Genomic DNA, 24,220 nt, shown 5'->3' with positions numbered 1-24,220 from the left:
GTAAGCCTGTTTATGAAAAATAAAATTATTTAAAAATAGAGGGCCGACATTATAAACCTGCATTAATAATGTAGAATTGTGATGGCGGCTCTTTATTCATATTGATTTAAAACTTATTTTCGAGAGGAGGTTAAGTAATGAGAGCGCCATATCAAGTATTGATATTTCCTTATATAAAAACTGCCGATTCTATTCAATATGCCATTTTTAACCGAAGTGATTATGGTTATTGGCAAGGAATAGCTGGTGGCGGAGAAGACGGTGAGATTCCTATTGAATCAGCAAAACGGGAAGCGTTTGAAGAGGCTGGTATTACAAGAGAATGTCCATATATACAATTAGATTCTGTGTCTTCACTACCAGTAGAGGATGTAGTTGGAGGATTCCTTTGGGGAGAAGAAGTTTATGTAATAAAAGAATTTTCTTTTGGAGTTAAAGTCCCTACAAAAAACATATCATTATCTAAAGAACACTTCAATTATAAATGGTTATGCTTTGAGGAAGCAGTAACGTTTTTGAAATGGGATAGCAACAAAACAGCATTGTGGGAATTAAACAAAAGACTATTAAAACAATAAAAGTTTTTGCTAACAAAGATAGTAGTGGAACAAGAATTGAACCATTAACAAGCCTTTGCTACACTTCTAAACAATGTTTTATAGATTTGGCATGGGTAATGAACGAACAGAACTTGCACTAAGAAAAGCCCTATACACTTGCCTCTGAAAAAATGAAAATAGTTAGAAATATTTTTATATCGTACGGTTTTTGGCTATGAATAACGGAATAAATATTAAGTATTCAACAGTTTAAATAAAATGATTTAGCTTTTTATTTTAGGAAGAAAGATGACTCGTTTTATGCTAAAATTCGCTTAGTGTATATTTTCGTTAAAATGTGGGTGGGCCCCCTTTTAGCAAAACCGGAGTGGGAATGATGAGTATAAATAGTTTTGTGGGATTGATAAATGACGAATTATTAAAAGAGGTAAGTATCAGAAGTGAGGATGAATTCGAGCCTGTAGTAGTTAAAGATATTCCTAGACTTTGGAAGTGTTTAGGAACAGGTAATTATGCCGCAGTATTCATGCACAAAGAATACAAAGATTGGGTAGTGAAAGTTTACGTGCGAGAAGGAGAAGGAATTGAAAAAGAGTCAGAAGTATACCGAAGAATTGGAGATCATCCTTCTTATTCAAAGCTTATATATAAAGGAGAAAATTTCATAGTATTGAAACGTTTAAAAGAAATTACCTTATACGATGCTATTCATAAGGGGATTAAAATTCCTAAGCAAGTAATACTTGATATTAATGAGGCTTTAGAGTATGCGAGGGAACAAGGGTTAACTCCTTGTGATGTTCACGGGAAAAATGTGATGATGGAAAAAGGAAGGGGATATGTAGTCGATGTATCTGATTTCTTAAAAACAAAAGAAGATAGTAAGTGGAGAGACCTAGAAAAGGCATATTTCACCTTTTATTTTCCTTTCATATATAAATTGCCTTTCCCTATTAAAGTACCGTATTTTATGTTAAACATTGTTAGACGTTCGTATAGAAAATATAAGAAGCTTAAAAAGAAATTCAAATTGTAAAAGGACCACATATGTTCCTGAAAACGAGTTAAATTCACATAAATAACTTTAGAAAAATTTCAAATTTTGTTTAGGGGCTACTCCAAGACCTTAGCTTGCTGGGCATATGGTGCTACCTCAAAATATAAAAAGATTAGGAGTGAATCCTAATCTTTTTATTTATACATATTTTTGTTAGTTATATCACTATCAATTCCAAAACGGGATATTTTGAATAAATGAAACCGTTAAAATAAGTGTTGATACGGAACCAGCAGTTACTAAAGTTACTATTTTTCGTCCATTCTGTTCTTTTGAAGGTTTTATAAGTTCTGTAATTAACACAATCCATATTATGATAGAGATTATTGAAATAATATTTATAGACATATGTAACACATCCCTTCTTGTTTTCACATAAATATTTCTTCTTTTATAAAATAAAAGCAATTTAACAAGAAAATATGTAACGCATTACAAATCAATATTTTCCTGTTAAACCACCTTTTTTAAATAGAAATACGACTGATAAAACGATAACAACAGCCTTCAAACTTCCCCAATATGGATAAATAGCATGATCTGTTAGACTAGCATATTGAAAAATATTCTCTAAACCGAAAATTCCTATCATGACTGCTAAAATGAATGAAGCTGATCCATACGTCCCGTTATGATAGAGGGTAAATAAATAGACTGCGAAAATTAGTGGTAAGATGATTTGTAGTACGATTATCATAGTTCGTCCCCCAGATTATTTATAATTATATTATATACAAAATTGTAATAAAAAGGAATACGACTTGTTTGATACTAACAGAACTACTCTAATCATATTCTTCTATAAAAAGAAGAAAAAGGGGTGTACAGTTAATTGACAAAAGTTAAAGTTAGTTTACGACCCATTGTTCATAATATAAATTTACCAACCGTATTGAAAACAACAATACTTCCAGGCGGATCGACCGAAAGACTATTTATCGCAACCCAATTAGGAGAGATTTTTTACATAGGGGACGGAGTTATAAAGACATTTTTAGATATTCGTCACCTAATTATTAAATTAGGTACATTTGAAGAAGGTGTTTCTAGTAGCGGTTATGATGAACGCGGATTGCTAGGACTTGCGTTCCATCCACAATTTTATCAAAATAGGTTATTTTATCTACATTATTCAGTAGCCGGAACTCAAGGGCCAGGTGCACTTTCTGAACAATTTAAACCTAATCCTTGTGACCCTAAAACGTTAAATTTAAAGTGGGTTAATAGAAATACGCAATATGATCACATTGATACTGTGGAAGAATGGACTTTACAACCTAATGGTCAAGCTCAAAAGCGACGAACATTACTGAATGTAAGAAGACCATTTTTTAATCATAACGGAGTCAATAGTTTAAACTTTTCACCTGAGACTGGAAAACTTATTTTTACAAATGGAGATGGCGGATCAGGTTATGATCCATTTAATTTAAGCCAAGATGATTTAGAAATAGCAGGTAAAATAATTGAAATCGATGTAAGTAAAAATACATTTATAAATAACCCTCCTGTAGTTACACGCTTTAATGAACTCCCTTTCTCTATACAAGAAACACTTACAGTAATTGCAAAAGGAGTACGTAATATAACCGGCATTTCATTTCAAAGGTTTTATAATCAATATATCAAATACGCCGGAAATGTCGGACAAGATATTGTAGAGTCTATTTTTTCATTTGTTCAATATAAACCTATACCGGTTACAGAACTTGTTCAAATGCATTTTATGAGGCTCACTCCCACTCAAGATGGGTTTATCAATTTTGGTTGGAGAGGATGGGAAGGGGATTTACCTACTTCTTTTATACGGCATTGTTCCGAAAATCAGACTTTGGATGAAAGAACAATGACTTATTATGATGAAACAATACAAACTTCAGTGAAGCGCATTCTACCTCTACTTAGTTATTTTCATAAAGATTCTAGAACAGATAAATTTGGAGGAACTTCCCTTACAGGAGTTCAGCCATATATGGGAAATGCAATTCCAAATTTAACAGGTAGCGTAGTGTTTACTGACCTTGCTAAGAAAGAAGATTCTCGACCGCCAGTTAAAGGTGTTTTAGCCTATACTAGAGCAGGTACAGACGGTAAACATACTGACTTTCATGCTATTGAAACCAATTATGATTTTGGTACGCAAGCAGCTTATTATATGAGTTTAGGAACAAATTTGAATCAAACTAAATTATATTTAGGAGTTTACGGTTCTATGAAAGTAACTGATTTTAATAAAGGTACCATTTTTGAAATTATCCCTTAATACGATACAAATTATCAGTCTAAAAATATAATATAAGGAATTCATTCTGTTCCCAAAACGCACGACTTAACTTATCCCCCTAAAAATCTTCAATGTATGAGCATCTATTAACTTGCAGAAAGTAACTCATAAACCGTATGTGTACGAATAATATAGAAAGTAATGAATGAGGTGTCTTTAGGGGGGATTTTAATGAATCGGTTTGTACGTTATTGGTATCAACTGATGATAGAGCATGATATAAGCTTTGTTCATAAAAGAAAATTGTCCCTTGCGAATAAGTTAGTACTTACAGCTTTGATGAGTGCATTAGCCACCATGTTTCAAGCAGCGGGTAACTTAGTTCCTGGTATAGGTTTGCTCATTAGTCCATTTTCGACATTACCGATTTTTTTTGCTATTTTCTATTCTATTCGTGAGGGAATACTTTCTTATATTCTTACTATTTTTCTATTATTTATTATTGAGCCAAGTGAACTAATTATCTTTCCTTTTACTACAGGCTTATTAGGTCTAGCCTTAGGACTAGCCTTTTTAAAATTTAAGAGGAGAATTTGGATAGTTTCTTTTTCAGCAACGTGTCTACTTATAGGTATTATGATCGTTCTCGATGTTTTCCGTTTTCCGGTACTTGGTCCTACTGTTCATACAACTATAGACATGAAAATTATTTTATTAATATTTATACTGAGCTTTCTATATTGCTGGATTTATGCAGGTTTTTGCAGAATAATGATGAATAGATTATGTAAAGTGTTGTATTGACAATGGCATAATGAAGATTGGAGAATGTATTCATGACTAACGTTGCAGTTAGAAGACCGAATTTGAATGATGTAGATGAACTATATTTATTTTTCCGTATCGTTATTACGAATACATACAAAAATGAAGGATTATCACAACTATTGGATGACATAGAAAATGAAATTAACATGAAAAAGCAATATTTGAAAACAGATTTTGATAGTAATGGAGAAAAACGTTACTTTTTATTAGCAATTGATACAAATAACAATAAAATCATTGGAACAATTGAAGTTGGTCCAGCAAGTACATTGATTAATAGTTGTACAGGTGGTGTACTTAAGGATTTGTATGAAATAGGAACTGTATTTATACTTCCAGAGTATCAAAGAAAGGGTATCGGGAGTTTACTGCTACATACAATGTTTCTTACGTTACTTAGCAGAGGAATAACAGAATTCTGTTTAGATAGTGGATACAGAAAAGCGCAAAGTATATGGACAAAGAAGTTTGGAGAGCCTAGTTATGTACTGAAAGATTATTGGGGAGAATCAAGTGATCATATGATTTGGAAGAAGAGTTTACATGATACACCTATAATATTTGAATTATAAAATGAAATATACCTATGAACGTAGCTTTTCTTACATATGTATGCTATTATTTATCTTTATAATAAAAGAGGACGTGAATGAACTTGATTAAAATTAGTATCCCTGAAGTTGATGTTACAATTACTGAACGTAAACAAGTTATTAAAGGAGACGAGCCAATCATTACTCCAATTAATGGATTTATCGATTTCCACTTGTTCCCTAGAGATAAAGGCGGCATTTTTATGTTTTACAATATTAATGACGAACTACTTTTCGTAGGTAAAGCTCGTAAAATTAGACAACGTATTAAGAAGCATTTTGAAGATAATGTTTCACCAATTAAAAATCACCGTGATGAAGTATACCGCATTGATGCATGTATCGTAGAAGATCCAACAGAAAGAGAAATTTACGAAACATATATCATTAATGAATACAAAGCGAAATATAACGTTGATAAAGTATTCTACAAATAATCAACATTAATAAAAAACAATCCTAGCTAATATGCCAGGATTGTTTTTTATTTAGATTTATTCTTCATATCTTTCTCCTTTTTTCAAATGATTAGCCACAATAAAACAGAATATCCCTATAAATATAAGTACAATACCAAGCGTTTTATGGTTTCCCTCAAAGAAAGGAATATCTGAAATAACATTTGTCATACATAGTCCTAAAAATACAAGGATAGGGCCCATCCAAAGTAATACATTACCGAATTTTGTGTGCTTCCACATAATAACCCTCCTTAATTCTCTTTACATATATATCCATAAACTAAAAGTAAATTCATAGAGAAATATAGTTTTTTTCATATCGAAAATTTAACCCTCATATATTGGTACAAGCAAAAGAGAAAGGAGACCATCATGAATTGGTTAGAAGCTTTCATATTAGGTATAATTCAAGGTTTAACAGAATTTTTACCAATCAGTAGTACCGGACATCTTTATTTAGGAAGGCATTTATTTCAATTAGATGAAGCAGGCTTATTTTTAGATACGATGTTGCATATTGGGACTTTACTTGCAGTGTTTATTTATTACAAAAAAGAATTTATATATTTAATTAAAAACCCATTTTCAAAGCTCATGTTATTACTTATTGTTGGGACGATACCTGCAGTTGTTATTGGTTTATTGTTTAAAGACTTCTTTGAAGATATTTCAAAAACAGGAATCACGATCGGTTGGGAGTTTTTAGTGACCGGATTCTTTCTCTACATGGCAGATAAACAAAAGAATGGTCGTAAAAAAATGGATGACATAACATATAAAGACGCATTAATTATCGGTTCATTTCAAGCTGCTGCTATTTTTCCAGCCATTTCCCGTTCTGGAATGACAATTGTTGCTGCATTATGGAGAAAATTAGACCGTGAAACTGCTGCTTACTTTTCTTTTTTACTGTCGACACCAGCTATTGTTGGAGCTATCATTTTGCAATTTGCAGACGTTTTTCAAGGGAAAGCAGAATCTATTTCTAGTACATCTTTAATTGTCGGAACGTTATCAGCAGCGTTTTTTGGATACATAGCCGTTTCATGGATGATTCAATATTTAAAACATCACTCCTTAAAAGTATTCGCGTATTACGTATGGGGATTAGGTATTTTAATTTTAACGTTGCAATTTACTGATGTATTTTAAGTATAATGATAAAGAAGTTAATTAGTTTAAGATCCTGTTTCATTCATACAAGGCAGGATCTCTTTTTATTAAGGGGGAAAATATGTTTAATAAGGCTATCGTTATTGGTGGAAGTATGGCAGGAAAGTTTGCAGCAAAAGCATTATCAACTTTTTTTAAAGAAGTAATCATTTTAGAAGTCGGTGAAAAATGGGATGGAAAAGCTTCAAGAAAAAGAGTTCCACAAAGTAATCATCCTCACGTGTTATTAAAAGGTGGAGAAAAAGCAATTGAAGAATTGTTTCCTACTATTACGAATGAATTAATAGAAGCGGGTAGTATTATAAACAACTTTACACGTGATTTGAAATGGCATCAATTCGGTCTATGGAAACAACCGTTCATAGGGGAAGTACATATGATTCAACAAAGTCGTCCTTTACTAGAATGGCATATTCAAAAACGAATACATCAGATTTCAAATATTACTATTAAATATGAAACATTGGTTAAAGGGTTATTGGTAGATGAAAAGCTTAACAAAGTGTGTGGAGTAAAAGTTAAATATTTAGAGACAGACATACAAGAAGAAGTTCATGCAGACCTTGTAGTTGATGCGAGTGGATTTGGCTCAAAAAGTATAGAGTGGTTACGAGAATACGAAATTGAAGTACAAGAAGAGAAAGTTCGTATTGATTTATTTTACGCAACGAAAATGTTCAAACTTAAAGAAAATGAGAAATTAGACTGTTGCAATGTGCTAATGTCTCCGAGTTTCCCTGATAACCCTTATGGCGTTCTTATTCAAACGATAGAAGATAATCGTTATTTTGTTACTTTCAGTGGATACGCAAACGAGAAAGCACCACAAACAGATGATGAGTTTTATGATTTTGCTGAAAACCTATCAATTTCTAATGTTACAGACTTCCTAAACAAGGCTGAGGGAATTACTGATATAAAGACATACAAAATTCCCTATCAAGTACGACGGCGATTTGATTTAGTGAATAATGTACCAGAAGGCTTATTAGTTGTTGGAGATGCGCAATGTCGTTTTGATCCCGTTTTCGGCCAAGGCGTATCAGTTGCTGCTATGGAGGCTCACCAGTTGCAATTACTTCTGCAAGGTAGAAAACAACTTGATAAAACATTTACACAACAATTTTATAAAAAGGCAGCTAATATAATAGAAACCCCATGGGATATGACAACAACGGAAATATCACGTCATCCGCAACTAAAGAGAGAATTAACTACAAAACAAAAATTTCAGCTATGGTATACGAAACAAATATATCGACTATCCGCAAGTAATTCTGATGTTTATATTCGGTTAGTACGAGTGATGAATTTAATTCGTAGTCCATTTCATCTTTTTCATCCGAAAGTGCTACTATCTGTATTACTTAATCGAAAGTAATAGCAGGAATATAATTGATTAAAAAAGAATGTATAACAGTTAGTAAATCTAGAAGGAGAATACGGGATGGAAATATACATAGAGCAACTAAAGAAACAAGATGCTAAGGATTTATTTACGTTTGAACTTACGAATAAATCTTTTTTTGAAACAATGGTGCCAAATCGTGGCTCAAAATATTTTGAATTTGAATATTTCCAAAAACTACTAGACGATTTATTAATAGAACAAGCAGATGGAGATTCTTATTTTTATTTAATTCGTAATGAAGAAAAAGAAATTGTAGGGCGAATTAATTTAGTAGATATAGATACGGAAACTCAAATTAGTTCGCTAGGGTATCGGGTCGGAGAAAAATTTACTAAAAAAGGAGTTGCTACAGCAGCCGTAAAATTAATTTTAGATGTAGCGAAAAATAATGAAATTACTGAAGTTCATGCTAAAACAACTACTAATAATCTCGCATCACAAATTGTACTAGAAAAAAGCGGATTTTCTTCTTATCAAAACGAATCAGATACAACTTCTGTAGAATTAAATGGAGAACATGTGAAGTTTGTACACTATATTTGGAGAAATACTTCACGCTTATAATAAGGAGGACTTATTCATGAATGATTTACGTTATCCAATTGGCCAATTTACATACAAACGTCCTATAACTGAAGAAATGATTGATACATGGATTCAAGAAATTGAAGATTTACCAAATGAACTAACAAAGGCAATTAAAGATTTAGATCAGAAGCAGTTAGATACACCATATCGCGTTGGAGGTTGGACTGTACGTCAAGTAGTTCATCACGTCGTTGATAGTCATATGAATAGCTACATACGCTTTAAATTAGCACTGACAGAAAAGAATCCCACTATTAAGCCGTATAAAGAAGAGAAGTGGGCAGAGTTACCCGATTCAAAATTACCGGTAGATGTTTCACTAGTAATGCTAGATTCATTACATAAAAGATGGGTTAACCTTTTATATTCTCTAGAAATTGAAGATTTAGAAAAGACATTTAACCATCCTGAAACTGGTGAAACAAAACTTGCTGTTGCAATAGGACTATACGCATGGCATGGTCGTCATCATACCGCTCATATTACCTCGTTAAGAAAGCGACTTAATTGGTAACATGGAGATTACATTAGAGAAGGCGACAGAAAGTGATGCAGAAGTTATATTTCAAATGCAAATAGACTCATATAGCCCTTTATTACATAAATATAAAGACTATGAAACAAATCCAGCAAATGAAACTATCGAAAAAACTATTTGTAGAATAAATCATGTAGACGGTGGCTTCTATAAAATAATAGTGGCAATGAATCTTGTTGGAGCGATATGCATTTCACCAAAAGAAACACCCTCTAAATTTTGGATCAGTCCAATGTTTATTCACCCGAGTTATCAAGGAAAAGGAATTGCCCAAAAGGTACTTACATTAATTGAGGAAATGTTTCCTGAAGCAACGAGCTGGGAACTTGCTACTATTTTAGAAGAAGAGAAAAATTGCTTTTTATACGAAAAGATGGGTTATAAAAGAACAGAAGTTATAAAGAAATTAAATGATGAAACTACACTTATTTATTACAAAAAAGAAAGGTAAAGCATATAAAATACGCTTTACCTTTTTATGTTATTTTAGATTAAATATACAAAAATAATGTATGTTCTTCCAAAATACTCGGGTTAGTAATTTTAAAAATGAATAAAAATACAAAAACCACTACTTAGTCGTAAAGGTTACTAACGCTTTTTGAATGCTTAAAATACTATCGTCACCTTTAAATTCTTTCGTAATTGGATCCTCCATACTAGACACCCAAATTTTAAGTTCTGCATCTAAATCAAAATGCCCAGCCGTTTCGATGCTATATTGTGTAATACTTTTATAAGGGATAGAATGGTATTCTGTTTTTTTGCCAGTTACTCCTTGTTTATCTACTAAAATAAGACGACGATTTGTAAATACGATTAGATCACGAATTAATTTATATGCATGCTCTACTTTTTCATCGTCTAGCATAATCTTCTCTAAATCACGTTCTACACTTTCAGAACTCGTATTTGATGCATTTCCTAAAATACCGCTAAATAAACCCATATTAAATTCCTCCTTTAATATATGTGGAATGAATTACTTATATTGTAACATGTTACTCACAAAGATATTATGACATTACTTTAGTAGTTTCTGGTTATTGTTGTAATTAGTTTATATAACCTCATCTTAAAATCTTATGCTAATATGAAATTAAGAAAAAAGAAGCAGAGGGATATAGCATGAAGAATATTGGTTTAGTATTAGAGGGCGGAGGAATGAAAGGTTTATATACTGCAGGTGCACTCGAATATTTCATGGAAAAGAACTTATTCTTTCCGTATGTAGTCGGCGTATCAGCTGGAGCCTGTATGGGAGCAACCTATTTGTCACGTCAAAAAGGTAGAAATAAGAAAGTAAATACAGAGCTAGTATCAGATTACAGGTATATATCTTATCGAAACTTAATTCGAAAACGTGAATTATTCGGAATGGATTTTTTATTTGATGAAGTACCTAATAAAATTGTACCATTTGATTTTCAAACTTTCTTAAAATGTAATGAACAGTTTGTCATAGGGACGACTGATTGCGAATCAGGACAAGCCATTTATTATAATAAAGCAGAACACGGAAATGATATTTTAAAAATCATTCGCGCCTCAAGCTCTGTACCGTTTATAGCACCTGCTGTAGAATATAATAATCGAAAATTATTAGATGGAGGGATTATAGACCCTATACCAGTTTTGAAAGCTCAAAAGGATGGTTATGAAAAGAACGTTGTCATTATGACAAAGCCAGAAGGATATGAGAAGCAGCGAAATAAATTTTCAGGCCTGGCTAAAATTTTATATAGAAAATATCCGAAAATCGCAGGGAATTTAGTAAACCATTATCGTTTTTATAATGAGACGATATCTTATATGAATCGAGAAGAACAAAAAGATAATTTTTATGTAATTCAACCAAGTGTACAGCTTCCTATAAGCGGAATAGAAAGAAATAAGGAAAAGCTCGTTAATCTATATAATCTTGGGTATATCGATGCTCAATATCATTATGAAAACTTATTAAATTGGATAGAGAAATAAAGGGGTGGAAAGTTGCTATTAGGTAAAAAGGTGATTTTTAATGAATTGCAGAGAATGCATAGTCCACTGCACAAATCGTTTCCTTATCGTGCTACAGCAAAAATGCAGCTAAACTTAAAAAGTGAGTTTACCGAAGATGACTGTATAAACGCTGATTTTAATCATTATTGGATGCATACAGCAGCAATTTTAAGTTCTGTACTAAACGGAAACGAACAGAACATTACGTTTCAGCAAATCAAGTGGTTAAAAAAATCGTTTTTTGAGTGGTTTCCGCAATATCGTTTTATAGAAACAGAAATTGTGAAGTATCCTATTTTGTATAGAGATTTCATGAATTATGAGAAGACCAGGAAGCTATTACTTTATTACCTTACTGAATAAAAGCGAAAACGTACAGGTTACATTACTTGTACGTTTTTTTGTTCATAAAACATTCAATATTAACAACTAGTTTATATAGGAATTCTAATGAGAAGAAAGAAGTACATATAATAGAATGCTACAGAGGAGGAGAGAAGAATAGCTGTTTTGCTTTAAGTTATTGTCCAACTCGAATACAGTTAGTTATTTATGTTAAAATATTTCGAGTGAAATCAAGCTTTTAAGGATTTCATTGAACATTAAACAAAACAAGTTAGCAACGTAGAAGGGATAACATTAACATGAAAAACGTATCAAATATAGATAAAGTAGAATCAATAAAATCTTTACAGTCAACAATTAGTAAACTTGAAAATGCCTTATCACAGATGACTCAAAAAGGATCAAATACTACTTTAGTGAAAAAAAGACTCAAAGCAGCTAGTATCGGCTTAGCTATGTTAGAAAGTGTTTGGAAGCAAGAAACTCATCATTATACTCAGGAAGATTTAGCAGAAGCTCGTAATGTTCTAATTGGTTTGCTTCCATCAATTGAAAAGATTTACGTTAAGTCAAAGCTTGGGAGTCCTCAAAGAACGCTTTTAGAAAAAAGAATAAAATCATTAGAACTTTCTATTCAGGCAATTGATTATTTTTCTAATAAATAACTTCGCTAAACAAATAACTTACGACTACTTTTATATAGGGATTCTAATGAAAAAAACTACATATAGAATACTACAAAGGAGGAAGAGAGGTGACTACAATAATCAGTCCTAAGTTAGAGAAGCTTAAAAATCAATTAAAGAATGGAAACGAAAAAGCTCTTTATACTTTTTTGCATGAAATAAAGTCAAATCACACGCCACTAATAGAACAATGCCCTGCAGATAATCAGTATAAGCTTATAACGTATATATGGTTAGGGGATCAAAACACTGAAAACGTTTATGTATTCGGTAGTTTTCCTGGTTGGGATTTGTCTGTAAATCAATTACAACGATTGTTACAGACAGAAATTTGGTATGTAACGTTTAGGACGGATAAGAGTTTTATTTCAACGTACTATTTTTCAGTAAACGATGTTTTCGAAAATGATTGGATAAAGCGTAGTGAACAGTACGAAATAGACCAATTTAATCGAAATACATTTGGAGAAGGTACCAATAAAGCGTCTGTGTTAAACATAGGAATGGAGGTGCAATATAGCAGTCGTTTTCCTTCAAATGATTATCCATCCGGAAAGATTGAAACATATTCTTTTTATAGTTCGATTTTAAATAACACACGCAAAATTCATATTTATACGCCTCATGATTATTCTCACGCTTTACATCTTCAAGAACTTCTCATTGTATTTGATGGGAATTCATTCATTAATGACCTTTCAATCACAAAAACACTTAATTATTTAATTTACGAAAAAGAAATCCCATCGTGTATTGCTGTTGCTATAGATCCTGTCGATCGATTAGAAGAGCTAACTTATAACGATAAAATGAATGCATTTTTAACGAAGGAATTACTTCCGTGGATTCAAGCTAAGTATCACGTTTATCAAGAAAAGAATCATACAACAATTGCTGGTTTCAGTCTTGGTGGCTTAGCAGCTTTTTATGCAGCACTTCAAAATCCACATATTTTCGGAAATGTGTTGTCGATGTCTGGATCCGTACATTGGAAAAAGGATAATTATGAAAATACAAGTCCTTGGATTGAAAATCAAATTTCATCAATAAATTCTAATGCGACTCATCTACATTCTTACATAGCAGTAGGTGAACTCGAAAACGAACCTCTTTTAACGGCTAATAGACGGCTATATAAAGCTTTAGAAGAAAAGAAACACCAAACCACTTACGAAGAGTTTCAAGGCGGACATGATAGCGTATGGTGGCGAGAAAAGCTATTCGATGGATTAAGGGCATTAGAATTTACAAAAACGACATTAGAAAATAAAAAGGAGAGAGAATCTATGAATCAAGAAGAACTAGATAAAAAACTAAAAAAACAAGAGATTTTAGTAAAAGATGAGAAAGTTTGGTCTTATACGTATGAGGATCATATTAGTTCTATCGTTAAACAAGCAGAACAGAAAGGAGCTTTTGATAATTTACCTGGTAAAGGGAAACCTCTTAATCTTGATAAAGATCTTTCGTACAATCCTGAAAAGCAACTTTATAGAACTTTAGCAAATAATCATGTTTTACCTAGGTGGATTGAGCTTTCAAAAGAAATTGATGATTTAAAAGAAAAACTAAAAGAAAATACAAATACTGCAGAAGCAGCGGATTTAATTCGAACTATTAATAAAAAGGTATTAGAACATAATCTACTTTGTCCACCAAGCGCGCAAAAAATGAGGGTGAAAATGGATTTTTAACGATTTTCAATTAAGCTATCGCTTGCTATATAATTAAGTTAGGCATTTTCAATTCATTACTAAAGGGAGGCAAATGTAGTGAAGAATACGTATCAACTTCAAATTCCGAAAGAACTAGAACAGTATCGTAGTATTTTAGAAGAAAGTGTGAAACCGTATGTTAAAGTGTCTGGAACGCAAGCAGAGACAACGCTTTTTGAAAGTAAGTTTGGTGGATATCCGTATTTACCTATAGATCAAGATCATCCTAAAGACTCAAACGGACAACCTATGATGCTACTTGCGCAGTTAAACCTTGAAGAAATACCAAACATTGAACATATGCCTCAACATGGAATGTTACAGTTTTTCATAAGTGCTGAAGAAGATCTTTTTGGAGCAGATTTTGATCATCCAACAGTCCAAAAAGACTTTCGAATTATTTATCATTCTACAATTATAGAAGATTTAAATAAGGTTATTACTGATTTTAGTTATTTAAACACCTTAGAATTAGAGGACTTTATCATACCTGAAGCAGCGAAATTAAAGTTTGAATTAGGTTATCAACCCGTAACGTCAAGGGATTATCGATTTGAAAAGATGTTTAGTGAGGATATTGATTGGGAAGAAATTGTTGATGAAGAAAATAATACAGAATTAGGCGAACTGTATGATGATTTATGTAAAGATCAAGGACATAAAATTGGTGGATATCCATTTTTCACACAGACAGATCCGAGAGAATGGGAAGAAAAATACCAGCAACATGACATATTATTGCTGCAAATCGATACAGACGATTCATTAAATATTATGTGGGGCGATTCTGGGGTTGCTAATTTCTTTATACGTAAGGAAGAGTTATTAAATCTAGATTTTTCCAATGTCATTTACAATTGGGATTGTTACTAGAAGATATAAATAAAATAATAGCAAACAAAAAATCTTCCTGAAGGTGAGGAGGATTTTTTTATGTTAAAAATAAGCGTTATGTTAACTAGAATAAAAAACAATGAGTGTAATGAAAGTCAAGTCTAAATAACAGAAATAACAACAAATAATGTAAAGTTGTAAAACATGTGCAAATAGCAATAAATTCATTAAGTAAAACATAAAATAAAATTACTAATTTATATTTTGTATAGAAATAATTTTTCTGTATAAAAATTTCTTGCCAATCAAAAATGTTTTTAATTCGTTAAATCTTAAGCGATTATTGATTAAGATTTGCTGTGATGAATTTATAACAAATAAAAACGATAAAAACTGAAGAAATTTGTTTAGATAAGATTTCATGTGAATCTCACTAAAAATCTCTGTTTCGTCTCATTAAGTATAGTTTACTTGGGTTTTGATACCTGATATTGCTTTGTTTCTATAACTGCCTATAATATATATTATGTCTACTAGAAAAAAGTAATAAACTTATTATAGGTTAGTTTCATTTAGTATACTTCCCTTTTCTTTATTTATTAGTGAATAGTTCGTTGATGCAGGATTAGTGTAAATAATCATTAATAAAACATAATAAAAAGCAACTTGTTTAATTATTAAATTTAAACAAGTTGCTTTTTATTTGACTAAACTATATTTATAATTTGTTTGCTTTAGCAATTACTTTGATTTCAATTAATAATTCATCGTGAATTTTAATTTTATAATTGAACTTGTTTGTGAATTATTCGATTATCATTACAATTATTCTTTTTCTTGAAAAATATTGTATTTACGCTTTAAATGTAAACCTTTATCTTTATAAATCCACCGTGAAAATTTATTAACATTATTTTTACCACTTAGGTAAATACGATATTGTTTTTCTTTGTCAACAAAACTTAATTGGAATTTATTATTCTCAAGGATATCTTTAAAAGAATTCATAAAATTATATGATCCGCCAACAAAACTAACAAAGTATTTGTGAGAGTTAACATGACCATCCCCATCAAAATACCCACGAACAAAATGATGCAAATATTCTTCTGGTACAAAAGGAAATTCGATGTTAAATGATTTACATGGCATAATTCCGTGTATGTTCATAAGGTCGTCTTTTATTGTTTTGCTATTAATATTTAGCATATATACGCCTGTTTTTTTGTTTTGATAAAGTGGCTGGTTTGTTTTTAGTTCTTTTTTTATATCTTCTAAAATATAACTTTCTTTTTGAGATATACTGACACATTGATTTTCTTTCTGTATAACACCATCTGCTGCTATAAACCCTAAAATATAAGCCATATTGTTTGACCACGTTTTAAAATAATCTTCTTTTATGTCATACTTTCTCTTCCAGCTCCCTATAGCTCGCCTTGGAACGTTGTTGTCTGTTAGAACCATACGAATATACCTTGCAGATACATTAGCAAGCATAGCGATTTCTGAGGTGCTCTTCCCTTCAGTATACAAATGCATGATTTCAGATTTTGATAGTTTACATTTTGATTTCTTTTTTCGTTCTATGTGCACTTACATCCTCTCCTTCCTTTCTTTTATTAGAGACATATTTTCTTCTATAACATACAACGGAACATATGTTCTTTGTTGCGTATAAGAAGGAATTTACTAAATAAAAACAATTTACATGTACTTAATATTTGTCTTAGCTGCTGCTGTGCGATTTGTACTTTATAGATACAAATAATGAATTTGACGGATTTATGAAATACAAGGTATTTTAGATGAAAGGTAAAATAATATAGTTTAAACTACAAATAGCTACAAAAACAACATACGTAAATTGTTAATCGTAAAAAGGAGAACGAATGAATAAGAAATATACAAATCAAATTCATACTGATATGAGTTTTAAATCGAAAGATATTATAGGTTTAATGACGGATTACTTTAAAATAAAATCAAAGCTGCGTCCTATAAAGGATTTGCCTATCGTTTTATCAAATAAAGATAATGAATCGTTAGAGAGTGTTACATGGTTTGGCCATTCTGCTTCTCTTTTGAAAATAGAAGGTAAAAAACTATTATTAGACCCTATGTTTGGAGATGCCTCTTCCCCATTCCCTTTGTTTAATAGTAAACGCTATAGTGGTGCTTTTTCTTTAGAACGTGATGACCTTCAAGAAATTGATGCGATTATCATTTCTCATAATCACTATGATCATTTGAATTACAAAAGTATTATGCAGTTAAAAGATCGCGCAAAGCACTTTTATGTTCCAACTGGAGTTGCACAATATCTTATTAAATGGGGTGTTTCGCCTAGTAAAATTAGTGAACATAATTGGTGGGACGAAATTACGTTTGATAATATTAAGTTAGTATGTGCGCCTGCAAGGCATTTCTCGGGACGTGGTATGACAGATAGAGATCGTTCATTATGGTGTTCATGGCTTATTCTTGGTCAAGAGACTAAAATTTTCTTTAGTGGTGATAGCGGTTATGCCCCTCACTTTAAGGAAATTGGTGAGAAATACGGTCCATTCGATCTTACATTAATGGAATGCGGGCAATATGATCCGAGGTGGTCTGCTATTCATATGTTGCCTGAAGAAACGGTACAAGCTCATATTGATGTTAAAGGAGAATTACTTCTTCCGATTCATTGGGGTGCCTTTACGTTAGCATTACACGAATGGAGTGACCCGATAGAACGTGTTACGAAAGAAGCTAACCGTTTAGGAGTTAAAATTACAACGCCTCAAATTGGTGAATCTATTACGTTAAAATCTACAAATTATCCTTCATCCACTTGGTGGAAGGAAATTTAATTTTAAAATATAAAAAGAGCGAATCCTCTTATAAAGAATTCGCTCTTTTTTCTGTATTTAAACTTATTTCACAATATTGGATTTCCCACTATCTAAAACTCTATTTGCTGGTACACTGGACATTTCAACCACTGTATTCATACTCTTATCAGTCAGTTCAATGAGTTCGTTTTCATGTTTTATTTTATTTAAATCCCACACCATCCCATGAAATTCATTATGCTGACCACTTACCTGTATAATGCTTTTTGTTTTATTTGAAGGCTGTATTTGAAGATTTGTAAATTGATTCCCACTAATTTCATTTGGCGTAGTTACTTGACTATCCATATAAATCATATTTACACAGTCTTCTAAAGAAAAGTTCATAAAACGATTGGCATTTATCCAAGCTTGTCCGGTGCTCGGTTTTTTTGCTACTAATTTTAGTCCGGTTTCCATTCCTACAATTTTAATGTTTTCGAAGTTAACAAACGAAATTTCATTTTCTTTTCCAGCAGAGTATAAAGAAATTCCGGTACCTTTATTCGTTTCCGTCCAATTAATAATATTTATATCTTTTATTTGTGTTTTGTTCCAAGTGTTATAATATTTATTTTTACCGTCTAAATAAATAACTTCAGAGTTGAATTTAGGATCGTCAATAGCTATATACGCTCCTTCAATGGATGCGTTTTTCTCTAGTTCTAGAACTCTAAAGTTTCCCTCAACCACAAATTGTGATCCATAACCAAATAATAATTTTACACCTTTTTTAACAGTGATTGGTGACGTGATTTTATACTTTTTATCATCAAGCAATACGGTTTTTATTTTACTAGACGCTGCTTTATTAATAGCAGATTGTATTTTTATTGAATCATTTGCCCCTTTAAAGTCTTCTACATACAAGTTAGTACTTTTAGCTGCATAGTCTTTTTTATTGTATTGATAAAAAGCAAAAATAATTAAAACTATACCAATGAGTAAAACAATTACTTTCTTCATCGTACTCACCCCATATCGATTAATCTATGGCTTTTATATTTAGGTTATTATTATTTTGCTTTGTATTTCAGATTTCCATTGCTGCTTTGTCTATGATTGAATTATATTATGTAGGATTTAGTAAACTGTTTGCTATACTAATACATCATTCTTATAATGTATTAATTTATGATTTCATAAAACAAAAGTCTGCTTGTACCTAATGTAATCCCTTCCTCTATCCCTAATAAGCTCTTACTGGTGATATAAGATGTACTGCTGCAGATTGCTCTCCTGCTTCAATCAATATCGGTCTCATAGAACCGCCAAAGCTTAAAGTAATCGTTTCTTCTTTTATTGCTCTTAAAGCATCAACCATAAAACGCCCATCGAAAGATATATTTAATTGTTTTTCACCTTGAATCGCATCTATTTGTTGCGTTTCGGATATTTGCCCAATTTGAGAAGCGTTTGAAGAAATTTTAATTGTAGATTCGTTTATGATTTCTAAGTTAACATTGTTATTGGCCCATTCACTTGCTAATAAACTTGATCGGTCTACACCTTGTAATATCTTTTTTCTATCTATGTTAATAATCGTTTTAAAGTCATTTGGAATAAGGTTAGAAATATTAGGATATTTCCCTTCAATTAGTCTTGAATATAATGTAGTTGTTCCAAACGTAAATATAATATGACTCTCTGAAAGGTAGATATATACGAATTCCGAATTGCTGTTCATTAATTTTAGAAGTTCACTAATGGTTGCGCTCGGTACAATACAATTTGCTTTTACATCTGAGGAAAGTAGCGTTTCACGTATCGCTAGTCTATGTGAGTCAGTTGCAGCACAAATTAACTTATTATTAGATAACTCTATATGCACCCCAGTAAGAACAGGTCTAGATTCATTTTTCGCTACCGCAAAGACTGTTTGTTTAAATACTTCAATCAATTGCTCTGTCTCTACTTTGATTTCTGCATGATTGTCTATAAGCGGTACATTCGGAAACTCATCTGCAGGAAATCCATTTAAACTTAATGTGATTTCTTCTGATTGTATCGTAATTAATTGCTCATTCTTACTTTTTATTGCTATATCACTTGGCATTTTCTTTATTATTTCAATGAAATACTTTGCAGGTACAACAATAGTTCCTGCCTTTAAAATAGTTGCAATCTTTTCGTCTTCAATTGAAACAGGAATGAATTTTTCGATAAAAATATTCGAGTTACTTGCAATTAAAGTAATTCCAGATTGATCTGCAGTTATTTTTATACCAGATAATATAGGAATTAAAGATTTTGTTGATATCGCTTTGTTAACTTCTGAAAGTGCTTGAGTAAATTGTTTGTGATTAACGATGAACTCCATGTTTTCCCCACCTTACATGAGATAATATTTTTATGAAGATTGATGAACGATTGTTCCGTTAAAAAAGTACGGTACTGTTTCTTTCCTTTGTAATAAATCTAGTAAATGTTCTGGTATGCGTAAATATGGAGCTGCTATATGTAATTCCATCCAAGTAATCTCTTCAATTTCTTTTGGCCTTGATATATATGTCTCTCCGCCAATTATTTCACCTAGAAAATTAAAGAAAATTGCATGATGATCTCTTTCCTCAAAAAAGGCTTCGCTGATAGAACAAATCCCGTTTACATTTATATGTAACCCTGTTTCTTCTTTTACTTCTCGAATTACTGCTTCTTCTAACGTTTCTCCTAATTTAACTGCGCCACCTGGTAATGTATAATAAGAACCATTTTCCCCTTTGTTTTTTACCATTAAGATCTTTTCATTAGTTTTATCGTACAAAATCGCGTATGTAACATTAACTTTTTTCATATGTACCTCCTCTATTTTTAATAAAAGGAATTTTCTGTCTTCTATCCATTCTACCATTAACTCCTTTTAATATATATAAGTTAGTAAAGTCTTGCCTTTACCGCTATTGATGGAGTTAATAAAAATAGGCTACTGATATAAAAAAGAACGTCCCTTAGGAAGATTATCCAAAGTACGTTCTTACAGTTTTAGTATGAAAATTGATTCAATTAATACTTAAATTAATAATAACCTCGCCCTTATTGCATTTGTATTCCAAATACTAATGTTAACAAATTCTATGTACTTTTTAGCCGTTTTTCTAAATAATAATGATTATGTCCTTTCGGATGATCTTCACTTACTCCGATTACTTTATATCCATGCTTCTTATAAAAATCAGGTGCCTGAAAACTAAAAGTATCTAAATTGAGTAACCTGCACTCTTTTTCAATTGCAAACTCTTCAATAAGCTTTATTAACTTGCTTCCGTAACCTTCATGCCTATACTCTTCAGAAACCCATAGAAAGTCAACGTGTATATGGTGCCAAAAAGTTATTGCTGTTACCCCACCTACTATTTCTTCTTTTTCATTTCTTACTATGAAACTAACCTTTTCTGAAGGTGTTTTTTCTTCATCTGCGAGATATTTTTGATTATATTCAATTACTTTCTCTCTTATGTAATCACTATCTTCTTGTACCCACTGCTGTACTATTTTCATTTTAAGTGTCACGCTCCTTTTTACTTATCTATTCAATTTTAAAATGATATTGTCCTGTCTTTAATGAGTTGGTAAAGAAGCAAAGTTAATGGAATAAAAAAGAGCCCTAGTATGAGGACTCTTTTTAAAATTAAGCTACTTTCCGATGTAAATGTTTTAGTTCCTTTTTCTTTTCTACATTTGGTGGACGGATTAATATTGAAATAATGAAGGAAATAACACTTAAAACACCAATTATAATGAAAGTTGGTTGAAATCCTCCAAGTATCGCTCCAATGAATGATCCTGCAAGCGCACCAAATCCGAAACCTTGGTAGACAATCCCGTAATTTGTACTATGGTTTTTTAATCCAAAGAAATCTCCGACAATAGCTGGGAATATAGTTATATTACCGCCGAAGCAAAAGGCGACACTTGCTACACAAGCAAAATAGATTCCGTAATTTAGCGGAATAAAACTTAAAGTAAAGACTGACAATCCTATAATAATAAACGTTGCAGAGACAATTTTCATTCGCCCGATTTTATCTGATAACGTCCCAAGAATGATTCTACCTACTGTATTAAAGATTGCAATCATAGCAACGGCGTTTGCAGCGGTTGCTGCGCTAAGTCCAACAAGTTGTACGCCGATATCTTTTACCATACTGATTAAATACAAACCACCCATACACGAGGTGAATAACATAAAAAATAGCAGATATACTTGTTTCGTTCGCATCATTTCACGCGGAGTATAGTCATTGTGTAATGTTTCAGTTACAGTATTACTTACAATTGCCTCACGTAAGAAGAACGATCCGATTAACACTAAAAGTAACACGATAATACCCCAATATAAGAATGCTTGTGATACACCAAGGTTATCGATAAGATTTCCGTTTATATATCTAAAGATTAAGCTGCCCATTCCATACGCTGATACAGATATACCTGAAATAAGCCCTTTCCGATTTGGAAACCATTTAATTAAATTAGATAGTGATGTAATATAAGCTGTTCCATCCGCATAACCAACAACGACACCAGCTAATAAATATAATAGTGGTAAGGAAGAAATTTGTGAACTAAGTATTAAGCCGAGTCCTAAAACAATTCCTGCAGTAGCAATAAGTTTCCGAAGGCCTAATTTTTTCTGCAACTTTGCTGCAAATAAAGTTGAGAATGATAAAGAAAAACTAGTTATGGAGAAAGTTATCGCTACTGAATTAAGATTCCATCCAAACTTACTTACAAGGGGTTGATTAAATAAACTCCATGTATAAATTGTTCCAAGGCCAATTTGAACAATGATTGTACCTAGAACAATTAGTAACGGATTTATAGAAGTTTGTTTCATACTAACTGTCCCCTTCTTTTATCTTGACATGAATTTTCACAGTTAGTATATCCATCATAAATTGCAAGATACTGTACGGAAAATGGTAATTAAGTTCATATACACAAAAAGACACTTCATAAAGAAGTGCCTTTTTGTGTATATCAGATTTTTCTAAAGAAAGCTTTGTTAAGATAAGACATTTTCAAATGCTTATGTATATATGTTACCAAATGATTTCTTATATGTGATGGGACTTAAGACGTATTTTTCATTCATCATATAGTCGGATGAAAAATTAATATTCGATTTCATCAAAATCTTTCGGCTGCGGTACAGTTTGCATATTAGCTGCATCTTTAGGATCGCTATAGATCGCATTTTGTTCTGTACTTACATCTTTTATATTTTGCTTTTTATCTTTGTTCACTTTATCTTTCACTTTCAATCACTCCTTTTTGTTATAGGAGTAATTATGCCCTATTACCGTTACTAAATGTATCAGCGACTAAATTACTAAATTCACGTAGATAATATAAGTAATTATCACCGCCGTAGTTATATCTTTTGTTATACATTTTTGCAACAACTACATTATATTCAGGTATTACTAAAATAGTCGGTCCAGTAATCCCTAATATTTGATACGATCCTTTTGGAATACGTTCACCAAGTTCGCTTAATTGTGCAGGCTCATTTTGGATGAACCAAAACACCCCATTTTGTGGTAGCTCTTTGTTTATAAATGTTGGGCTCTGCAAACTCGTAGCGATTTTTATAACTTCTTTTGGAACAATTTGTTTACCATCTATCCCACCTTGATTTAAATGAAGATTGCCCCACTGCGCAAATTCTCTAGCTGAGACAAACAAATTTTTTTCAGTACCGTCATCTACCGTACCAATTTCACGAATTGCGTCTTCATTTGGATTATTAACAACGTCAACTAAATTTTCATCTCGCTGAACTCTCCAACCTGTTTCTTGAAAATTAGCAGGTTTAAACACACGCTCCTTTAACAATTCAGGAAAACTTTTGTTATATAGCTGATAAATAAGACGTGTCATCATTCTTACATTAATATCTCTATACGCCCATGATTGTCCCGGTTCAAATTCACGAAAAATTGTCCTGTCATTCGTTTCTTCTAATCCGTGCGAATGTGTTACTAAATGTCTTATCGTCGTTTTACCAAGCAATACAGGATCAAAGTCTTTAAAATATTTTATCGCTTCATCATCGATAGAGTTTATTTTCCCCTCGTAAAGGGCATATGCTATCATTAATCCTAAATAACTTTTTCTAGCAGAAGCAACGTTAAATTGTGAAGATGCTGTTACTTTCTTGCTTGTAGATGTATTTGAGTGATAACCACTATAATGCTCTAGTACGATTTTATTATCTTTTATAATACAAAGTGCTGTAGCAGAACTATGATTTTTTTCTTTTATATCCTCTACCCAAGAAATCAACTTATCATATGTATACAAATAAATCCCCCTTAATACACATCA

At 31.7% G+C, this 24,220-nt stretch carries 29 protein-coding genes; 17 read left to right on the top strand and 12 right to left on the bottom strand.

The window, feature by feature from the left end; all coding sequences use genetic code 11:
* The first annotated feature begins 137 nt into the window (after window positions 1-137).
* Together IBT51_RS11870 and IBT51_RS11865 are read left to right on the top strand one after the other, a co-directional pair.
* On the top strand, window positions 138-578 hold the full coding sequence (locus IBT51_RS11870; protein ID WP_200458284.1) for an NUDIX hydrolase: 441 nt from the start codon (window positions 138-140) through the stop codon (window positions 576-578).
* A gap of 349 nt (window positions 579-927) precedes the next feature.
* Complete coding sequence (locus IBT51_RS11865; RefSeq protein ID WP_157452929.1) at window positions 928-1,596, top strand: protein kinase family protein; 669 nt, start codon at window positions 928-930, stop codon at window positions 1,594-1,596.
* 189 nt (window positions 1,597-1,785) lie between these two features.
* On the opposite strand, the gene IBT51_RS11860 is transcribed toward IBT51_RS11865, so the two are convergent.
* On the bottom strand, window positions 1,786-1,965 hold the full coding sequence (locus tag IBT51_RS11860) for a hypothetical protein (protein ID WP_000026312.1): 180 nt from the start codon (window positions 1,963-1,965) through the stop codon (window positions 1,786-1,788).
* A gap of 91 nt (window positions 1,966-2,056) precedes the next feature.
* A complete protein-coding gene (locus IBT51_RS11855) occupies window positions 2,057-2,314 on the bottom strand; it encodes a hypothetical protein (protein WP_000587696.1) in 258 nt (85 codons plus the stop codon).
* 135 nt (window positions 2,315-2,449) lie between these two features.
* On the opposite strand from IBT51_RS11855, the gene IBT51_RS11850 reads away from it, so the two are divergent.
* The 4 genes from IBT51_RS11850 to IBT51_RS11835 all read left to right on the top strand — a co-directional run bounded on the left by IBT51_RS11850 (window position 2,450) and on the right by IBT51_RS11835 (window position 5,699).
* Window positions 2,450-3,880, top strand: a complete 1,431-nt coding sequence (locus tag IBT51_RS11850; protein WP_078401724.1) for a PQQ-dependent sugar dehydrogenase — start codon at window positions 2,450-2,452, stop codon at window positions 3,878-3,880.
* A gap of 192 nt (window positions 3,881-4,072) precedes the next feature.
* On the top strand, window positions 4,073-4,645 hold the full coding sequence (locus IBT51_RS11845; protein WP_078401725.1) for a hypothetical protein: 573 nt from the start codon (window positions 4,073-4,075) through the stop codon (window positions 4,643-4,645).
* 32 nt (window positions 4,646-4,677) lie between these two features.
* Window positions 4,678-5,241 carry a GNAT family N-acetyltransferase gene (locus IBT51_RS11840; RefSeq protein ID WP_000185959.1) on the top strand — a complete coding sequence of 188 codons (564 nt, stop codon included), beginning with the start codon at window positions 4,678-4,680 and terminating at the stop codon, window positions 5,239-5,241.
* A gap of 77 nt (window positions 5,242-5,318) precedes the next feature.
* Entirely contained in the window at window positions 5,319-5,699 is a 381-nt protein-coding gene (locus IBT51_RS11835) for a nucleotide excision repair endonuclease (RefSeq protein WP_001048947.1), read from the top strand.
* 57 nt (window positions 5,700-5,756) lie between these two features.
* Here the strand turns inward: IBT51_RS11835 and IBT51_RS11830 are convergent, their stop codons facing one another.
* Window positions 5,757-5,963 carry a hypothetical protein gene (locus tag IBT51_RS11830; protein ID WP_025709423.1) on the bottom strand — a complete coding sequence of 69 codons (207 nt, stop codon included), beginning with the start codon at window positions 5,961-5,963 and terminating at the stop codon, window positions 5,757-5,759.
* Window positions 5,964-6,095: 132 nt separating this feature from the next.
* Between IBT51_RS11830 and IBT51_RS11825 the strand changes: the two genes are divergently transcribed.
* From IBT51_RS11825 to IBT51_RS11805, 5 genes are all read left to right on the top strand, one after another.
* Window positions 6,096-6,875: an undecaprenyl-diphosphate phosphatase gene (locus tag IBT51_RS11825; RefSeq protein ID WP_069355684.1), complete on the top strand. Its 780-nt coding sequence runs from the start codon at window positions 6,096-6,098 to the stop codon at window positions 6,873-6,875.
* A gap of 82 nt (window positions 6,876-6,957) precedes the next feature.
* Window positions 6,958-8,277, top strand: coding sequence for an FAD-dependent monooxygenase (locus IBT51_RS11820; RefSeq protein ID WP_000482039.1), 1,320 nt, complete (start codon window positions 6,958-6,960; stop codon window positions 8,275-8,277).
* Between the two features lie 66 nt (window positions 8,278-8,343).
* On the top strand, window positions 8,344-8,871 hold the full coding sequence (locus IBT51_RS11815; protein ID WP_000409236.1) for a GNAT family N-acetyltransferase: 528 nt from the start codon (window positions 8,344-8,346) through the stop codon (window positions 8,869-8,871).
* 16 nt (window positions 8,872-8,887) lie between these two features.
* Entirely contained in the window at window positions 8,888-9,409 is a 522-nt protein-coding gene (locus tag IBT51_RS11810) for a YfiT family bacillithiol transferase (protein ID WP_000999070.1), read from the top strand.
* Window position 9,410: 1 nt separating this feature from the next.
* Window positions 9,411-9,884, top strand: coding sequence for a GNAT family N-acetyltransferase (locus tag IBT51_RS11805; protein WP_053564292.1), 474 nt, complete (start codon window positions 9,411-9,413; stop codon window positions 9,882-9,884).
* A gap of 120 nt (window positions 9,885-10,004) precedes the next feature.
* Here the strand turns inward: IBT51_RS11805 and IBT51_RS11800 are convergent, their stop codons facing one another.
* Window positions 10,005-10,382, bottom strand: coding sequence for a PH domain-containing protein (locus IBT51_RS11800; protein WP_000522472.1), 378 nt, complete (start codon window positions 10,380-10,382; stop codon window positions 10,005-10,007).
* Between the two features lie 179 nt (window positions 10,383-10,561).
* Here IBT51_RS11800 and IBT51_RS11795 point away from each other — a divergent pair, with 179 nt between their 5' ends.
* The 5 genes from IBT51_RS11795 to IBT51_RS11775 all read left to right on the top strand — a co-directional run bounded on the left by IBT51_RS11795 (window position 10,562) and on the right by IBT51_RS11775 (window position 15,053).
* The gene (locus IBT51_RS11795) at window positions 10,562-11,413 is read left to right on the top strand and encodes a patatin-like phospholipase family protein (protein ID WP_200458285.1); all 852 of its coding nucleotides are present in this window, start codon (window positions 10,562-10,564) and stop codon (window positions 11,411-11,413) included.
* A gap of 12 nt (window positions 11,414-11,425) precedes the next feature.
* Window positions 11,426-11,797 carry a YxiJ-like family protein gene (locus IBT51_RS11790; RefSeq protein ID WP_053564294.1) on the top strand — a complete coding sequence of 124 codons (372 nt, stop codon included), beginning with the start codon at window positions 11,426-11,428 and terminating at the stop codon, window positions 11,795-11,797.
* A gap of 281 nt (window positions 11,798-12,078) precedes the next feature.
* A complete protein-coding gene (locus IBT51_RS11785) occupies window positions 12,079-12,444 on the top strand; it encodes a hypothetical protein (protein ID WP_200458286.1) in 366 nt (121 codons plus the stop codon).
* 89 nt (window positions 12,445-12,533) lie between these two features.
* A complete protein-coding gene (locus IBT51_RS11780) occupies window positions 12,534-14,159 on the top strand; it encodes a DnaJ family domain-containing protein (protein WP_146632318.1) in 1,626 nt (541 codons plus the stop codon).
* 78 nt (window positions 14,160-14,237) lie between these two features.
* Complete coding sequence (locus IBT51_RS11775) at window positions 14,238-15,053, top strand: YwqG family protein (RefSeq protein ID WP_197234918.1); 816 nt, start codon at window positions 14,238-14,240, stop codon at window positions 15,051-15,053.
* Window positions 15,054-15,839: 786 nt separating this feature from the next.
* Here the strand turns inward: IBT51_RS11775 and IBT51_RS11770 are convergent.
* Entirely contained in the window at window positions 15,840-16,610 is a 771-nt protein-coding gene (locus tag IBT51_RS11770) for an LAGLIDADG family homing endonuclease (protein ID WP_069355688.1), read from the bottom strand.
* Between the two features lie 296 nt (window positions 16,611-16,906).
* On the opposite strand from IBT51_RS11770, the gene IBT51_RS11765 reads away from it, so the two are divergent.
* Window positions 16,907-17,869, top strand: a complete 963-nt coding sequence (locus IBT51_RS11765; protein WP_200458287.1) for an MBL fold metallo-hydrolase — start codon at window positions 16,907-16,909, stop codon at window positions 17,867-17,869.
* A 63-nt stretch (window positions 17,870-17,932) separates the two neighbouring features.
* Here IBT51_RS11765 and IBT51_RS11760 read toward each other — a convergent pair whose 3' ends face one another.
* The 7 genes from IBT51_RS11760 to IBT51_RS11730 form a co-directional block, all read right to left on the bottom strand.
* Window positions 17,933-18,856: a hypothetical protein gene (locus IBT51_RS11760; RefSeq protein ID WP_053564299.1), complete on the bottom strand. Its 924-nt coding sequence runs from the start codon at window positions 18,854-18,856 to the stop codon at window positions 17,933-17,935.
* A gap of 223 nt (window positions 18,857-19,079) precedes the next feature.
* The gene (dnaN, locus tag IBT51_RS11755) at window positions 19,080-20,210 is read right to left on the bottom strand and encodes a DNA polymerase III subunit beta (protein ID WP_071732165.1); all 1,131 of its coding nucleotides are present in this window, start codon (window positions 20,208-20,210) and stop codon (window positions 19,080-19,082) included.
* Between the two features lie 30 nt (window positions 20,211-20,240).
* Window positions 20,241-20,684, bottom strand: coding sequence for an NUDIX hydrolase (locus tag IBT51_RS11750; protein WP_016081388.1), 444 nt, complete (start codon window positions 20,682-20,684; stop codon window positions 20,241-20,243).
* 278 nt (window positions 20,685-20,962) lie between these two features.
* Window positions 20,963-21,388, bottom strand: a complete 426-nt coding sequence (locus IBT51_RS11745; protein ID WP_088023918.1) for a GNAT family N-acetyltransferase — start codon at window positions 21,386-21,388, stop codon at window positions 20,963-20,965.
* Window positions 21,389-21,518: 130 nt separating this feature from the next.
* Complete coding sequence (locus IBT51_RS11740; RefSeq protein WP_053564303.1) at window positions 21,519-22,727, bottom strand: L-lactate MFS transporter; 1,209 nt, start codon at window positions 22,725-22,727, stop codon at window positions 21,519-21,521.
* Window positions 22,728-23,004: 277 nt separating this feature from the next.
* Complete coding sequence (locus IBT51_RS11735) at window positions 23,005-23,148, bottom strand: hypothetical protein (RefSeq protein WP_200458288.1); 144 nt, start codon at window positions 23,146-23,148, stop codon at window positions 23,005-23,007.
* A 31-nt stretch (window positions 23,149-23,179) separates the two neighbouring features.
* On the bottom strand, window positions 23,180-24,196 hold the full coding sequence (locus IBT51_RS11730; RefSeq protein ID WP_200458289.1) for a serine hydrolase domain-containing protein: 1,017 nt from the start codon (window positions 24,194-24,196) through the stop codon (window positions 23,180-23,182).
* Window positions 24,197-24,220 lie beyond the last annotated feature (24 nt).

It is taken from the genome of Bacillus sp. S71, assembly GCF_016625265.1.
Lineage (GTDB): Bacteria > Bacillota > Bacilli > Bacillales > Bacillaceae_G > Bacillus_A > Bacillus_A cereus.
Note: the sequence above shows the minus strand (reverse complement) of the source record. Positions and strands in the feature narration are given on the sequence as shown.

Bases quoted from the DNA above. Each gene is read 5' to 3' on its own strand.
- IBT51_RS11870 (WP_200458284.1), top strand. From the start codon at position 138: ATGAGAGCGCCATATCAAGTATTGATATTTCCTTATATAAAAACTGCC.
- IBT51_RS11860 (WP_000026312.1), bottom strand. From the start codon at position 1,965: ATGTCTATAAATATTATTTCAATAATCTCTATCATAATATGGATTGTG.
- IBT51_RS11855 (WP_000587696.1), bottom strand. From the start codon at position 2,314: ATGATAATCGTACTACAAATCATCTTACCACTAATTTTCGCAGTCTAT.
- IBT51_RS11845 (WP_078401725.1), top strand. From the start codon at position 4,073: ATGAATCGGTTTGTACGTTATTGGTATCAACTGATGATAGAGCATGAT.
- IBT51_RS11840 (WP_000185959.1), top strand. From the start codon at position 4,678: ATGACTAACGTTGCAGTTAGAAGACCGAATTTGAATGATGTAGATGAA.
- IBT51_RS11835 (WP_001048947.1), top strand. From the start codon at position 5,319: ATGAACTTGATTAAAATTAGTATCCCTGAAGTTGATGTTACAATTACT.
- IBT51_RS11830 (WP_025709423.1), bottom strand. From the start codon at position 5,963: ATGTGGAAGCACACAAAATTCGGTAATGTATTACTTTGGATGGGCCCT.
- IBT51_RS11825 (WP_069355684.1), top strand. From the start codon at position 6,096: ATGAATTGGTTAGAAGCTTTCATATTAGGTATAATTCAAGGTTTAACA.
- IBT51_RS11820 (WP_000482039.1), top strand. From the start codon at position 6,958: ATGTTTAATAAGGCTATCGTTATTGGTGGAAGTATGGCAGGAAAGTTT.
- IBT51_RS11815 (WP_000409236.1), top strand. From the start codon at position 8,344: ATGGAAATATACATAGAGCAACTAAAGAAACAAGATGCTAAGGATTTA.
- IBT51_RS11810 (WP_000999070.1), top strand. From the start codon at position 8,888: ATGAATGATTTACGTTATCCAATTGGCCAATTTACATACAAACGTCCT.
- IBT51_RS11805 (WP_053564292.1), top strand. From the start codon at position 9,411: ATGGAGATTACATTAGAGAAGGCGACAGAAAGTGATGCAGAAGTTATA.
- IBT51_RS11800 (WP_000522472.1), bottom strand. From the start codon at position 10,382: ATGGGTTTATTTAGCGGTATTTTAGGAAATGCATCAAATACGAGTTCT.
- IBT51_RS11795 (WP_200458285.1), top strand. From the start codon at position 10,562: ATGAAGAATATTGGTTTAGTATTAGAGGGCGGAGGAATGAAAGGTTTA.
- IBT51_RS11785 (WP_200458286.1), top strand. From the start codon at position 12,079: ATGAAAAACGTATCAAATATAGATAAAGTAGAATCAATAAAATCTTTA.
- IBT51_RS11765 (WP_200458287.1), top strand. From the start codon at position 16,907: ATGAATAAGAAATATACAAATCAAATTCATACTGATATGAGTTTTAAA.
- IBT51_RS11760 (WP_053564299.1), bottom strand. From the start codon at position 18,856: ATGAAGAAAGTAATTGTTTTACTCATTGGTATAGTTTTAATTATTTTT.
- dnaN (WP_071732165.1), bottom strand. From the start codon at position 20,210: ATGGAGTTCATCGTTAATCACAAACAATTTACTCAAGCACTTTCAGAA.
- IBT51_RS11750 (WP_016081388.1), bottom strand. From the start codon at position 20,684: ATGAAAAAAGTTAATGTTACATACGCGATTTTGTACGATAAAACTAAT.
- IBT51_RS11745 (WP_088023918.1), bottom strand. From the start codon at position 21,388: ATGAAAATAGTACAGCAGTGGGTACAAGAAGATAGTGATTACATAAGA.
- IBT51_RS11740 (WP_053564303.1), bottom strand. From the start codon at position 22,727: ATGAAACAAACTTCTATAAATCCGTTACTAATTGTTCTAGGTACAATC.